At 66.8% G+C, this 13,335-nt stretch carries 14 protein-coding genes; 8 read left to right on the top strand and 6 right to left on the bottom strand.

Translation table 11 applies throughout. From position 1 onward, the window contains the following. Positions 1 to 6 precede the first annotated feature (6 nt). The 6 genes from ACOQFL_RS17120 to ACOQFL_RS17095 form a co-directional block, all read right to left on the bottom strand. Complete coding sequence (locus ACOQFL_RS17120; protein WP_435545189.1) at positions 7 to 1,335, bottom strand: alginate O-acetyltransferase AlgX-related protein; 1,329 nt, start codon at positions 1,333 to 1,335, stop codon at positions 7 to 9. Between the two features lie 69 nt (positions 1,336 to 1,404). Continuing rightward, positions 1,405 to 2,160, bottom strand: coding sequence for an ABC transporter permease (locus ACOQFL_RS17115; protein WP_435545188.1), 756 nt, complete (start codon positions 2,158 to 2,160; stop codon positions 1,405 to 1,407). 6 nt (positions 2,161 to 2,166) lie between these two features. Next, a complete protein-coding gene (locus ACOQFL_RS17110) occupies positions 2,167 to 3,126 on the bottom strand; it encodes an ABC transporter ATP-binding protein (RefSeq protein WP_435545187.1) in 960 nt (319 codons plus the stop codon). Beyond that, positions 3,123 to 3,449 carry a winged helix-turn-helix domain-containing protein gene (locus ACOQFL_RS17105; protein WP_130468921.1) on the bottom strand — a complete coding sequence of 109 codons (327 nt, stop codon included), beginning with the start codon at positions 3,447 to 3,449 and terminating at the stop codon, positions 3,123 to 3,125. Before ACOQFL_RS17105 ends, ACOQFL_RS17110 begins: the two co-directional genes overlap by 4 nt. Beyond that, a complete protein-coding gene (locus ACOQFL_RS17100) occupies positions 3,446 to 3,868 on the bottom strand; it encodes a hypothetical protein (RefSeq protein WP_435545186.1) in 423 nt (140 codons plus the stop codon). Before ACOQFL_RS17100 ends, ACOQFL_RS17105 begins: the two co-directional genes overlap by 4 nt. A gap of 115 nt (positions 3,869 to 3,983) precedes the next feature. Next, positions 3,984 to 5,315 carry a M16 family metallopeptidase gene (locus ACOQFL_RS17095; protein WP_435545185.1) on the bottom strand — a complete coding sequence of 444 codons (1,332 nt, stop codon included), beginning with the start codon at positions 5,313 to 5,315 and terminating at the stop codon, positions 3,984 to 3,986. A 495-nt stretch (positions 5,316 to 5,810) separates the two neighbouring features. Here ACOQFL_RS17095 and ACOQFL_RS17090 point away from each other — a divergent pair, with 495 nt between their 5' ends. The 8 genes from ACOQFL_RS17090 to ACOQFL_RS17055 all read left to right on the top strand — a co-directional run bounded on the left by ACOQFL_RS17090 (position 5,811) and on the right by ACOQFL_RS17055 (position 13,168). Further along, a complete protein-coding gene (locus ACOQFL_RS17090) occupies positions 5,811 to 6,074 on the top strand; it encodes a hypothetical protein (protein ID WP_435545184.1) in 264 nt (87 codons plus the stop codon). A 139-nt stretch (positions 6,075 to 6,213) separates the two neighbouring features. Further along, a complete protein-coding gene (locus ACOQFL_RS17085) occupies positions 6,214 to 7,110 on the top strand; it encodes an HTTM domain-containing protein (RefSeq protein WP_435545183.1) in 897 nt (298 codons plus the stop codon). A 5-nt stretch (positions 7,111 to 7,115) separates the two neighbouring features. Further along, entirely contained in the window at positions 7,116 to 9,059 is a 1,944-nt protein-coding gene (locus tag ACOQFL_RS17080) for an ABC transporter ATP-binding protein (protein ID WP_435545182.1), read from the top strand. Further along, positions 9,060 to 10,088 carry an alpha/beta hydrolase gene (locus tag ACOQFL_RS17075; RefSeq protein WP_435545181.1) on the top strand — a complete coding sequence of 343 codons (1,029 nt, stop codon included), beginning with the start codon at positions 9,060 to 9,062 and terminating at the stop codon, positions 10,086 to 10,088. Next, entirely contained in the window at positions 10,088 to 10,678 is a 591-nt protein-coding gene (locus tag ACOQFL_RS17070) for a hypothetical protein (RefSeq protein WP_435545180.1), read from the top strand. Before ACOQFL_RS17075 ends, ACOQFL_RS17070 begins: the two co-directional genes overlap by 1 nt. Beyond that, positions 10,675 to 11,355 (top strand): response regulator transcription factor, encoded by a 681-nt coding sequence (locus ACOQFL_RS17065; protein ID WP_435545179.1) that lies wholly within the window; start codon positions 10,675 to 10,677, stop codon positions 11,353 to 11,355. The genes ACOQFL_RS17070 and ACOQFL_RS17065 overlap by 4 nt, the downstream gene beginning before the upstream one ends. A gap of 2 nt (positions 11,356 to 11,357) precedes the next feature. After that, positions 11,358 to 11,750: a thiol-disulfide oxidoreductase DCC family protein gene (locus tag ACOQFL_RS17060; RefSeq protein WP_435545178.1), complete on the top strand. Its 393-nt coding sequence runs from the start codon at positions 11,358 to 11,360 to the stop codon at positions 11,748 to 11,750. A gap of 158 nt (positions 11,751 to 11,908) precedes the next feature. Further along, complete coding sequence (locus tag ACOQFL_RS17055; protein ID WP_435545177.1) at positions 11,909 to 13,168, top strand: NAD(P)/FAD-dependent oxidoreductase; 1,260 nt, start codon at positions 11,909 to 11,911, stop codon at positions 13,166 to 13,168. The last annotated feature ends 167 nt before the right edge of the window (positions 13,169 to 13,335 follow it).

Below are 13,335 nucleotides of genomic sequence, written 5' to 3'. Positions count from 1 at the left end.
GGCCCCTCACACGGGGTTGCGTTTGAGTATCTGGCCGACCCGCTCGGCCATGTCCGGGGCGAGCATCGCGTACCTCCCACCGGCCAGGAATCGCTCCGACAGTTCGAAGGTGACCACCTCGCCCTCGGCGAGCATGCGTCCCGTTCCCTCGGGGTCGGTGAGCACGTTGTTCGGGTGCGCGATGGTGAGGTCGGCGAAGGACGCCGCCAGGTAGGGGCTGGCGAACTGGGTGAACGAGTCCGCGATCATCCTGGTGGGTTCGTCGATCATCCCCGGTCGTGCGCTGGACTCCAGGTGCAGCGGCTCGTGGAAGTCGCTGCCGACGAACCGCGTGTTGTCGGCCCCGCCGTCCGGCGCCAGTGAATAGGACCGCACGGTCCATTCGCGGTTCTTGCCCACCAGCGCGGGGATGTCCGCGCGGTGCTGGTAGGTCCTGCCCGGCTCCACCTTCCAGCTGTCGGTCACACCGGGCCGCAGTGACTCCGCCAACCGTCGAACCATCGCCAGCCCGCCGGCGTGTCGCCAGTGGGTGTCCAGTTTGGTGAAGACGGGTTCGTCGCGGCGCCGGTCGAGCTCGCGCAGCGTGGGGCGCATGTCGATCGCACCGGTGGCTTCGGGCACCCGTCGCCAGAACTCCGAGCGCAGTTCTCGCATGCAGTCACGCCCCACGTACTCGTCGGGCATGTACTTCGAGTACACGGTGGACTTGTCGGGGGCGATGACCAGCCGGAACTCGCGGCCGGAGGCCTCCACCACCGAACGCCAGCGACGCAGCCCGGCGATGACGCGGTCCAGTTCCATGTCGGGCAGGCACTTGTACGACACGTCGTGTCCCAGGAAGAGCCACCCTTCCTTGCCCCGGACCACGTCGGGGAAAAGCTCGGGGTCGGGTTTCGAGGAACGCTGTCGCTCCCCGCCCCCGCCTCCGACGGGGCCACTTCCGGAGCCGGAGCCGTGTGGCGCGGGTTCACCGAACACTCCCTCGCTGATGCCTTCGACGGCGTCGACCGCATGGGAACGGAACGCCAGGCGATCGCTCGCCCAGTCGTTCAGCCCGGTGAAGAACCCCCACCCCTCGGTGACACCGGGGAAGGAGGCGAGTTCGCGGTTCTCGAGCCGTTCCGCCCGGGCACCGAGGGTCCAGGACAGCACGGGGGCGGCGAAGAACAGCAGGGCGCAGGCCAGCGCGAGGTACTGCTTGGCACCGTGCCGAGGGCGGTGCAGCGGGTGTTCCCTGGGCAGCCATGCCTCGTGCACGGCGGGTAGTTCCACCGGAGCCGCCGACGGGGCGGCACGATCGGACGTACGAGGAGCGCTGGACTGCTTGCCGGACACGTTCACACCGTAACGACCCGCCGGTCTGCTCGGGTGGCGTTCCCGGCGGAAACCTCGTTCGACCGCGGCTCAGCGGTTGTCGGTGTCCCAGCTGAACACCCGGGTGGCGAGTGCGGTGAGCACCGCCGCGAAACCGAGCATGAGCAACCAGCTCGACCAGGCGGGGAACTGCGCGGGGAAACCGGCGAGTGTGTGCCGGAAGGTGTCGACCAGCCGCGCGGGCGGCAGCCAGCCGAGCACGTCCCGCACGCCCTCGGGCATGGAACGCAGCGGGAGGATGGCGCCCCCGAGGAAGGCCATCAGGATCAGCACCAGGCTCAGCGTGTTGTTGGCGGCCTCGGCGCTGGGCAGCACCGCCGCGAGCACGAAGCCGAGCGAGAGGAAGAACGCCACACCGGACACCGCCGACACGAGCAGCACGGGTATCCCGGCGAGCGTGACGTAGTCGAAGGCGGTGGCGAACGCGACGACCAGCACCACGTAGCCCAGCGCCACGAGCGCGCGCACCGGGACCAGCGACAGCAGGAAGGTGATCTTGCGCAATGGTGTGGTGCTGAGCAACCGCAGGGTCCTGCGCTGCCGCAGGTCCACTGTGGGCGAAACGGTTCCGAAGAAGGCCATGGAGCCGAGCATGAAGAACAGCGCCGTCGGCAGGAGCATCCTGATCGCGTCGGACTCACTGGAGCGGTTGACGAAGTGGCCCACGGCGAGGAACAGCACCAGGAAGAACAGCGGCATCACGATAGCCGCGAACGCGGTCTTGCGGTCTCTGACCAGTTCTCGGGCGTTGGCCAACGCCAGCGTGCGGAAACTGTTGCCGGTCATCGGGAGTCAACCGTCCTTCTCGTCGTCCAGGGTTCGTCCCGTCAGCACGCGGAACACGCTGTCCAGACCGCCCGTGCGTCTGACCAGGTTCTGCGGCGCGGGGGTCATCGACATCAGCTCGGTGGTGACCTCGTCGGCGCGGGAGGTGTGCACGAGTACCCGGTTGCCGTGCAGTTCGGTCTCCTCGACTCCGGGAATCGCGCGAACGTCCTCGATGTCGGGGGCTCCGGCGCGGCGGAAGCTGACGACGTCGTGCGGGGCGTGCTGGGTGACCAGCTCGGCCGGGGCGCCGCAGGCGACGACCTTTCCACCGTCCACGACGGCCACGCGGTCGCAGAGGGATTCGGCTTCCTCCATGGAGTGCGTGGACAGCAGCGCGGTCCCGCCGCGATCGCGGTAGGCGAGCAGCACGTCCCAGAGATCGGCCCGGGCGTTCGGGTCGAGTCCGGTCGAGGGCTCGTCGAGCACGATCAGTTCGGGCCTGCTTATCAGGGCCGTGGCGACCAGCAGTCGCCTTTCCTGACCGCCGGAGAGCTTGTGCACCCTGTGGTCCGCCGAGCCGGTGAGCCCGACGCACTCGATCACCGCCTCCGGTTCCTCCGGGTTCTCGTGGAAGGAGGCCCAGAGCCGCAGCGTCTCGCGAACGGTGAGGTTCGGGAACAGCTCGGCCTGCTGCGGCTGCACGGCCACGAGCCGCCGGAGCCGTTCGCGATCGTTCGACGGGTCCGAACCGAGCACTTCCACGGTTCCAGAGCTGCGCTCGCGCAGCCCCACGAGGATCTCCAGCATGGTGCTCTTGCCCGCCCCGTTGGGACCGAGCACCCCGAACAGTTCGCCGGAACGGACCTCCAGGTCCAGCTCGTCGACGGCGAGCACGGAACCGTAGTACTTGGTCAGGCCGTGCACGGATATCGAAGTCGTCGCCGTGTGCGGCGGGTCTTCCTCGGACACCTGCTCGGTCGTCAAGACCTCTCCTCCTCGGCATGGTGGTCGACAATTCGGCGCAGGGCGGCCAAGTAGTCGTCGAAGGCCCGCCTGCCGGTGGCGGTGAGCGAGTACCACGTACGCGGTCTGCGCAGCACGTGTCCCTTGACCGCCGTGATGTAGTCCGCTTCCTCCAACGTGGCGAGGTGTTTGGCCAGCAGCGAGTCGCTGACTTCGATGCTGTCCCGCAGGAAGCGGAACTCCACCTGCTCGGCCTCGGCCAGCGCGGACACGATGGACAGTCGCACCGGGGTGTGGATCAGCTGGTCGAGGGCGTGGCGCGGATGACTCCCCGACTCGCTCATCGCCGTAGCACCCACCAGGCCGCCGACCAGCACGGCAGCGCGGGCAGCAGCGCGACCACACACGGCCAAAGCGTCCCGTCGTCCAACCAGGTGCTGTTGACAATGCTGGTGAGGATCACCAGCGACACGTAGGCGTAAGTGACCCGGCGGGTGATGAGCGCGGTCGGCCTGCTCACCACCCCTTGCCGGTTCACGTACCAGAACAGACCGGCGACGCATGCCGCGTACAACCACGCGAACGCGGCGGCGATCCAGCCCTGGGCCAGCGCCTGGCCGATGAAGAAACCGGTCGTGACGAGCCCGAGCAGGATCAGCATGTAACCGAACCAGCGGGAGCCGTCCCGGGCGAGCTCGCTCATACGTCCCGCCCGCCCGAGGGCTTCGGCCGGGGGCATCTCGTGCGATGAGCTCTTGTCCACTGCCATTCCTCCGTTCACTTGAACGAGAGGCTAGTACTTGAACTCGGTTCAAGCAAATGGCGGGAACGGCGGAGTGGCAGCGCGGTGGCGGCTCCCGGTTCGGGTTCGGCGGATCTCAGTTCGAGTTGGCCGGCTCTCGATGCGAGATCCGGAAGGTGCGATCGGCCTCGAACGGTCCGTGCACCGCCAGCGCACGCGGCCGGTTCAGCACGTCGGCGGCGACCTCGCGGACGCTGTCCTGATCGACCGCGTCCACCAGCGCCAGGGCCCGATCGATGTCGATGACGTCACCGTCGAGCAGCCCACGACCTATCTTGGTCATCCTGGCGTTGGCCGTGTCGCTGCCGAGCACGAGAACCGCCTTGAGCTGCGCCTTGCCCACGGCGAGCTCCTCGTCGGTTATGCCGTGAGCGGCCACCTCGTCGAAGTTCTCGCTCAGCACCGCTATCAGCTCGTCGACGTGTTCCGGCGCGGTCGCCGCGAACGCGCCGAAAAGGCCGGTGTCGGCGTAGTGCGCACCGGAGGTCGACACCGTGTAGCACAGGCCGCGCTGCTCCCGAATCCGCTGGAACAACCGGGAGGAGAGCCCGCCGCCGAGTGCGCAACTGAGCGCACCGAGCGCGAACCGTCGTTCGTCGGTGTTGGTCAGGCTCGAACAGCCGAGGACGACGCTCGCCTGCTGCGATTCCCGCCGCCGCACCAACACACCGGGGTGTTCCGGGTACACGGCGGAACGAGTGCGTTCGGCAACGGCCTCGGCGGGTTTCGCGCACCAGTCGCCGAAGGTCTCGGACACCCGCGAGGCGATCCGATCGTGATCGACATTGCCCGCGACCGAGACCACCGTGTTCGACGGGACGTAACGCGTCCGGTAGAACTCCGAGACGTCGTCCCTGGACAGCGCGGCGATGGATTCGGGGGAGCCGAGCACCGGCCTGCCGAGCGGGGAGTCGCCCCACAGGGCGCGTTCGAAGGTGTCGCTGACCGACTGCGCCGGATTGTCGGCGCGACGGGCCAGCTCACTGTGGATCACCTGGCGTTCGTTCTCGAAGGACTGGTCCCCGATCGTGGACGAGGTGACCATGTCGCCGAGCAACTCCAGCGCGGTCGGCGCGTCGGCGTCGTGCACCTGGGCGAAGTAGCAGGTCTGCTCCTTCATGGTGACCGCGTTGGACTGGCCACCGACCGCGTCCATCGCCCTGGCGATGTCCAGCGCACCGCGGCGCTCGGTCCCTTTGAACAGCAGGTGTTCGAGGAAGTGGGTCGCGCCGTTGACCCCGGCGCTCTCGTCCCTGGATCCGACTCCGACCCAGACGCCGACGCTCGCCGCACGAACCTCGGACACCTCTTCGGTCACCACGCACAGTCCGGAGGGGAACATCGTCCGACGCACCACGCCGGTCCCCCCGGAGCCTTCCACCAGTATCTCGGTCGGGTGTGCACTCATCCCGCTTCCTCGATTCGTCGACACGTTCACGACTTCGGATCGCCGAGCTCTGTCGGCGACCAACGAACCCTTTCCATAAAACACGAATCGGCCCGAGCTTGAAACCACGAAACAACTAACGGTAAACAGCGATCACACTTTGTGAATCTCGTACCCGAAAACGCGATACAAAATCCGCGACCAACACTCTGCGAAAGCGTTCGAACACGAAGGGTATCGCCAATCGGAAACCTGATTAAAATTTTAAATGTGATCTACGACACTATACTTTGTAAGCGCTTGACAGTGCGGTTTTGTCTTCCTTGCGAGAGGCAAGTCGTCGGGTATCCCGAAAAACGACACCCGGCGCTCGGAATGTGAACGAAACCGGGCATCATCGGGCTTCACGGTGGACACGAGAGCTCATATATCGGCATTTTGGTGGACGACAGTATCTTCCCGCTTCGCTAACTTGACTCGCGCAATTATCCGATTCCCAACAAAATGGGAGTGACTATGAACCGTATCGAGTCAGTCGCGAACGTCCAGGTGCCCGAGGCGCACGACGGCGCGGTCAAGGCACTGGACACCACGGAATCGACCGCCCCCGTGCTCACGGCGGCCGCCATCACCGCCGCGGCTGCCGCGGCCTTCGCGGCCGGTGTCGCATCCGACGCGGTGGAGAGCGGCTCCGGATCCTACGCCGCCTCCACCGGTCAGGACCCGACCGGCATGTCCAGCGGGGAGCTGCTGCAACGGCGTACCGCTCTGCTGGGCTGAGTCGCCTTTCGGGGTACCCGCCAGGGTACCCCGTCTCTCCCCTCCCCCGGAACGGCACGTGACACCGAGCAACACGGCCCCCGGAGACAGCACCCGAACAGCACAAGCCCCGGTACTGAAACGACCCGAAGGACCGACATTGGTACGCGAACGCGGACACGAGGACGCCGTCGACACGGAGGGGCTCGAGGCGACACTGGACAACGTCGAGCAGCTGACCGCGTTCGGAACCCTGATCTCGTCCCTGGAGTACCTGGCCGCGGGCAAGAGCTTCGCCGACGACGACCTGCTGAGCTGGGACGTGGCACGAACCCGGCACAAGGCTCTCGCGGGACGGGTCGGTGATCTGCTCACCCCGCTGATGAAGTCCCCCGGCATCAACGTGGTCTTCGCCGCACGCGCCGCGGGCTCGGTCGTGCTGCTCGTACCGCGCGCACCGTCAGCGGCCAAGACGACCGCGACGGCGGTGCTGACCGCTTCGAACTACGCACTGCACCTTCGGACCCCGTACGGATCGGACGGTTCGGAGCACATATCGATGATCACCTACACCTCGTTGCTCGCGAGCAGACTCGCCCGTTCCGACGAGCGTGCCCAGCAGGCCTGCCTGCACTTCATCGCACTGCAGTCCTGCCTGTCCTACGGTGTCGCGGGTATCTCCAAACTGGTCTCGCCCGTCTGGCGCAACGGAACCGCCGTGCGCGACATCTTCCGCACCCACATGTACGGGCACAGCCGGGTCTACGAACTACTCAAGAACAAACCCTGGGCGGCCCGCCTGCTGGCCTGGGTGACCATCACGGGCGAGACCGGATTCCCGCTGGTACTGATCGCGCCGAAGCCGGTGGCGCGCGGAATCCTCGCCTCCGGACTGAGCTTCCACGGCGGCAACGCGGTGTTCATGGGACTCAACCGTTTCCTCTGGGCGTTCCTGGGGACCTACCCGGCGGTGGCCTACACCTCCCGGAATCTGGGGCCGATTCGCGGCCGCTCCAAATCCCGACTCGTCGCCCGCCTGACCGGTTCCAAGAGGTGATCCCGTTGTCGGCCGAGGAAAACGGAACCTCCCTGCGAGTACGGGATCTCGTCCGTCCCTACCGCGGCATTCTGTCCGTGGCGATCGCGCTCGGTGTCGTCGCCGCCCTCGCCTCGCTGGCACAACCGATGGGTATCGGCTGGCTGGTCGACACCGTCGAAAGCGGCGGCGGACTGTGGCCGCCGATCGCGCTGCTGATCGTGCTGTTCTGCCTCGACGCGTTCATCGGGGGACTGCAGAGCTATCTCGTCGGACGCACCGGGGAATCGGTGGTGCGCGACGTCCGCTACACCCTCACCGGAAGGCTGCTGCGAGCCACCAGGCGGGAGCACGAGGAGCGCCCCAGCGGGGACCTGCACGCGCGGGTCGTCACCGACACCTCGCTGCTGAAGGCGGCCCTCGCGCAGAGCCTGGCGACCATGGTGGTCAGCGCGCTGATGGTGCTCGGCGGCATCCTCATCATGGTGGTGCTGGATCCGCTGCTGCTCGGTCTGACGCTGCTCTGCCTGTCGGTCGCGGCCGCGATCACACTGCTGCTCGCCCGGAAGCTGCGCGGCGCGGCACAACTCAACCGCAGCCGGGTGGGAGCGCTGGGAGCCGATCTGAACCGCGCACTGTCCGCGATAACGACGATCAAGGTCTCCCGCGCCGAGGAACGCGAACAGCGACGCCTGGGCACCAGAATGGACGAGGCGTACCGCACCGGGCTCGGCGTGACCAAGCTGAACGCCATGCTGGCCCCCACGGTCAGCGTGGGGCTACAGGTCTCGTTCGCCGTGGTGTTCGCGGTGGGGATGAGCCGGGTCGCGACCGGCGGCATGAGCGTGGCCGAGTTCACCAGCTTCGTGCTCTACCTGTTCTACCTGATCACGCCGCTGGTGGCGGTCTCGACGGCGCTGGGGCAACTGCAGCAGGGACTGGCCGCGATCACGCGGCTGGACGAGGTGCTGCGGATCGGACAGGAGCGCGATTCTCCTGCGGAGGCGTCCGAAAGCGGCACGGCGGACCAGGGCACCGGATCGAACACCTCGAACGACGAGCCCGAAACCGGCGGCACCGAAACAGAAAGCACCAAGACCAGGGCTACCGAGACCGGGGCTACCGAGACCGGCGGCACCGACCCGAACGCTCCCCGCACCGGCACGGCGGGCGCGCTGGCCAGGTTCGAGAACGTGCGGTTCGGCTACGAAAGCGGGCCGGAAGTGCTGCACGGGATGACCTTCGGGATACCGCGCAGCGGACTCACCGCCCTCGTCGGCCCCTCCGGCTCGGGAAAATCCACGATCCTCACGCTGCTGACGAGGTTCGACCGCCCCGATTCCGGAACCGTCACCCTGGACGGAACCGAAGTCGGCGAGCTGGAGCTGACCGAACTGCGCGGCCGGGTCGGATACGTGCAGCAGGATCCCGCGATCCTTTCCGGAACCGTCGAGGAGAACATCCGCTACGCCAATCCGGACGCCACTCGGGAGGAACTGGACGAGGCGGTTCGGCTGGCCGATCTGGAGGAGGTGATCGCCGCGCTGCCGGAGGGCATGAGCACCGAGGTGGGCCAGCACGGCAGCAAGCTCTCCGGCGGCCAGCGACAGCGCGTGGCGATCGCGAGAATGCTGCTCACCAACCCGGACCTGCTGCTGCTGGACGAAGCCACGGCGCAGCTGGACTCCAACTCAGAGAGCGCACTGCGCGAGACCATTCACGGCATAGCCGAGAACCGCGCCGTCGTGGCGATCGCCCACCGAATGTCCACTGTGATCGAGGCGGACAGCATCCTCGTGGTCGAGCAGGGCAGCATCCGCGCGCGAGGCACCCACGAGGAGCTTCTGGCCACCGACGAGCTCTACCGGACGTTGGTCAGGACCGACATCACCGACGACGAGCGACAGCCGAGCGATTCGTCGACCGAGGAACCGGAAACGCCGCGACTCATGAGTTCGAAAGGCGCTTGAATGGGCAAATCATCCGCGTTGTGGGCGGGCGGAATCGGGCTGCTCGCCGGAGTCGGCCTCGTCGGGGGAAGCTGCTACCAGGAGTTGATGCAGCGCAGGGACCGCGAGTGGTCCCGCCCTCCCGGCGAACTCGTCGAGGTGAACGGGCACCTCCTCCACCTGCGCACCGAGGGCGAACCGGAACACGGTCCCACCGTCGTGTTCGAGAACGGCATGACCTGCCCCAGCCAGGAATGGGAGTGGATCGCCCCGCGCATCGCCGAGCACACCCGGACCCTGCGGTACGACCGCCCAGGCAACGGCTTCAGCGAACCCACTCCCCACCCGCGCACGGCCGACCGGATGGTCGCCGAACTCGAAACCGCCATCGAACTGTCCGGGGCGCCGGGGCCGTACATCCTGGTCGGGCATTCCTTCGGCGGCCTGCTCGTGCGGCACTTCGCCCACCGCAACCCGGACCGAACGGCCGGTGTGGTGCTGGTCGACGCGACGCACCCGGAGGAACTCGAACGCTCCCCGCGACAGCAGCGCGGGCTGCCGTGGCTCGAACAGACCATGTACACGTGGTGGGCCAAGGCACGGCTCGGCCTGCTGCGGCACAGCAGGATGGACAGTCCGCTGGACGAGCTCCCCTCGAGCGCGGCCACCGCCGTCCGCGAGCGGATGAGCACACCGGGAGCGTGGCGGGCGGCGCTGCGCGAACTGCACGCCTGGCGGGACTCGATACAGCACGAGACGAGGGAGCTGCCGCTGCCCGGCGGATGCGCCCTGTCGGTGGTGACCGCGGGCAAGCAGATCAGCAACGATCCCGTGCACGGTCAGCTGCAACGTGAACTCGCCGGACTGTCCGAGGAGTCCAGCCACACGGTCGTCGACGACGCCGACCATTACACGCTCGTGAGCTCACCCGAACACGCCGAGCGGGTGGTCCGAGTCATCGAGCGGATGGCTCGGCACAGCGGCAGCGCGGGGTCGATCGACGGACCGCCGGAACGAACCGCACCCACCGCCGAGAGAAGTGATGCGTGATGACAGGGCGAACACTGCTGCGCACCGCGCTGTACGGCGTTTTCGGTTCCTGGCTCGTCGGTACGATCCTGTGTCAGGATCCGTTCCGGCGCGAGGACCGGATCCGTCGGCTCGACCAATTCAACCTGATCTTTCCCGACTGGCGGTTCTTCGCGCCGAATCCCGGCATCCACGACTATCACCTGCTCTACCGGGACACCCTGCCATCGGGCGAGGTCACCGACTGGTCGGAGATCGGCCACATCGAGGAGCGCAAACCGCACCACATCGTGTGGCACCCCCATCGCCGCCTGGAGAAGACGCTGTTCGACATCGTCGCGGAAATTCTGCGTTTCAGCGGCGAGAGCGCGGCCAAGCGGGACATGGCCCTGACAGTTCCGTACCTCACCCTGCTCAACTACATTACTCACCGCTACCCGCACGCGCCGAACGCGCGGAGCACGCAGTTCCTCGTCGCCGCATCCGGGGGATACGAACTCAGCGAGGAACCGACCATGCTCTTTCTCTCCGAGAACCACCGACTCGAGCAGGGACACCGTGAATCGGATGGAGAACCCGAACGAATTCACGCAGAGAGGATGAGAACGTGATCGTACTCATCGACCGACAGGGCGACATCCCGGCGATCAGCCTCAACGAGAGGATCAGGACAACCGTCGGTATCGAGCGTGTCGAGTATCCGGACGCGCACGAGGACTTCCTGGCCAAGGCCGAGCGGTTGCGTCCCAGGATCGGCGTGGTCAGCGCCGACCGGGCCGATCTCGACATCGAGCGCTTCACCGAACGGGTGCCGGGCTGGAACGAAACCGGCGGGTTGATCGTGATCGCTTCCTCGGAGGAGCGGCAGGCGGCGGGATTCGCGTTGCGTTGCGGCGCCAGGGGAGCGCTGTCCTCCGAATCGACGGAAGAGGAGATCATCGCCGCGTTGTTCTCCGTACGGGTCGGCCACCCGTTCGCCCCTCCGAAGCTGGTCACCGACATGCACTCGATGGTCGGGACGCTGCTGTGCGCACCGGAGCGGACCAACACCGGATGCAGCCTGACCGAGCGGGAATGGGAAGTGCTCAAACTGTTGGCATTCGGCCACTCCAACGAGGGGATAGCCGGTCAGCTGTGCATCAGTACCGCGACCGTTCGATCCCACGTGCTGCACATTCTTCGCAAGATGCGGGTCCGCAACCGTTCGCAGGCGGTCGCCATCGCCTACGGGTTGTACAGCACGATCCCCCACGAGCCGACCAGTCCGCTCGACGCGCAGGCGGTGTGACGATGACCGAATCCCGTTCCGGGGGCACACCCACCCCTTACCTGATCTTCGACGGTGACTGCGGCTTCTGCAGCCGAACGATCGAACTACTCGGCAGGTGGGTCACTCACCCGGCCGTCGTGGCCAGCTGGCAGTCACTCGATCTGGATCGGTTCGGCGTCACGCCGCAGCGAGCGAACCACGAGATCCTCTGGATCGATACCAACGGCACGGTCTCCGGCGGTTCCGTCGCTTTCGGACGGTACTTCGCGGCGGTGGGAGGTCGGTTCCGACCGCTCGCCTTTCTGCTGCTGCACCATCCGACCCGATGGGTCGCGGCGCGCCTCTACGAACTCGTGGCGCGCAACAGGCACCGCATGCCCGGGGGCACGGCTTCGTGCTCGGTACCACGGTGAGCGGCGCGTTTCCGGCACGAACGACGAGAACGCACGGGTAGCGAGCGCCGGGCAGCGCATTCAGGACAGTAAACGCGGCACGGGAACACAGCACGGGAACGGCCGGTACGGAGGCGACAACGGTGGTCGACAGGGCAGCGGTGAGTGACAGTGCGGCGGTGAGTGACAGTGCGGCCGGGGCGGAATTCGACGTCGTGGTCATCGGTGGCGGACCGGCGGGTGCGAGCACCGCCGGGCTGCTCGCGCAGTCCGGTCACCGCGTGGTGGTGCTCGAACGTGAGCGCTTCCCGCGCTATCACGTTGGGGAATCGTTGATCACCGGAATGCTCGACGTGATCGAGCGGCTCGGGCTGACGGAGCGCCTCGACCAAATGGGATTCGAGCGCAAGTACGGCCTCAGCCTGGTGTGGGGGAAGGAGCGCGGCCTCTGGGACATCAAGTTCGCCGAGGGCGGCCCGTACGAGTACTCCTATCACGTCCGGCGTGACCAGTTCGACGAACTGCTGCTGACCAGGGCCGCCGAGCTGGGGGCGACCGTGGAGTTCGAGGCCACCGTCAAGGGTCCCGTCGAATCGGACGGCGAGGTCACCGGGGTGGAGTACACGGGCCCGGACGGCGGCAGGCACGTCGTGGGGGCACGCTTCGTGGTCGACGCTTCCGGGCAGTCCAGGACCGTCGCCCGGCACTACGCCGAGCAGCGGTGGCACGAGGACCTGAAGAACATCGCCGTCTGGAACTACTTCAGCAACTGCGGGCGCCTTCCCGACGACCAGCGCGGCAACATCCTGGTGGAACGGGTTTCCGACCACGACGGCTGGTTCTGGGCGATCCCACTCGGCGAGGACCGGCTCAGCGTCGGCTACGTCTCCCCCACCGGCCAGCTGCGGGACACCTCGCTGACCCCGGACGAGCTGTTCGCTGATCGCATGCGGCACACCGACCGGCTGGCCGGGTTGTTGAGCGAGGCGGAGCCGGTCAGCCGGTTCCGCACCGCCCGGGACTGGTCCTACGTGGCCGAACGGCTGCACGGCCCGGGATGGGTGAGTGTGGGCGACGCGTCCGGATTCATCGACCCGCTGCTGTCCACCGGGGTGTGCCTGGGAATTCTGAGTGCGAGCCCGCTGGCACAGGCACTGGACACCGCGCTGCGTGATTCCGAAGGGTCGGACAGCGCGTTGCGGTGGTACGAGAAAGGAATACGCGAGTTCCTGCTGGGGATGACCGAGTACGTTCGTTTCTTCTACGACGGGCAACGGGACCGGGAGGATTACATGCAGCGGGCGGCGAAAATGGCCGACCCGGACACCTTCGTTTCCGACAGATCCGGATTCGCGGCCGTCATAGCCGGAACAACAGGGCTCTCGCCTGCCTTCGACAACGCCACTCCCGCCGAACTGGGAGCCCATTCGCGCGACTGAAAAAACACCGGGTTCGAGCGAGGGCGAAACGGCTGTTTCGTGCTCGCTCGGACATCCATACGCACTGCACCGTCGACTACGAAAATCAGCAATTTGGTGGTTGGTAACGCCCCCGCGGGAAACTAACCTGAAACAGGTGAACATCGCAGGGTGTTCACAATTTGTTC

This window comes from Actinopolyspora sabaoui, from assembly GCF_051225635.1.
In the GTDB taxonomy this organism is placed as follows: domain Bacteria; phylum Actinomycetota; class Actinomycetes; order Mycobacteriales; family Pseudonocardiaceae; genus Actinopolyspora.
The sequence above is the reverse complement of the archived record's forward strand: the minus strand, read 5'-3'. Positions and strand labels throughout refer to the sequence as shown.

Excerpts from the sequence above, each read along its gene's own strand:
- ACOQFL_RS17115 (WP_435545188.1), bottom strand. The coding sequence starts at position 2,160 with ATGACCGGCAACAGTTTCCGCACGCTGGCGTTGGCCAACGCCCGAGAA.
- ACOQFL_RS17105 (WP_130468921.1), bottom strand. The coding sequence starts at position 3,449 with ATGAGCGAGTCGGGGAGTCATCCGCGCCACGCCCTCGACCAGCTGATC.
- ACOQFL_RS17095 (WP_435545185.1), bottom strand. The coding sequence starts at position 5,315 with ATGAGTGCACACCCGACCGAGATACTGGTGGAAGGCTCCGGGGGGACC.
- ACOQFL_RS17090 (WP_435545184.1), top strand. The coding sequence starts at position 5,811 with ATGAACCGTATCGAGTCAGTCGCGAACGTCCAGGTGCCCGAGGCGCAC.
- ACOQFL_RS17075 (WP_435545181.1), top strand. The coding sequence starts at position 9,060 with ATGGGCAAATCATCCGCGTTGTGGGCGGGCGGAATCGGGCTGCTCGCC.
- ACOQFL_RS17070 (WP_435545180.1), top strand. The coding sequence starts at position 10,088 with ATGACAGGGCGAACACTGCTGCGCACCGCGCTGTACGGCGTTTTCGGT.
- ACOQFL_RS17060 (WP_435545178.1), top strand. The coding sequence starts at position 11,358 with ATGACCGAATCCCGTTCCGGGGGCACACCCACCCCTTACCTGATCTTC.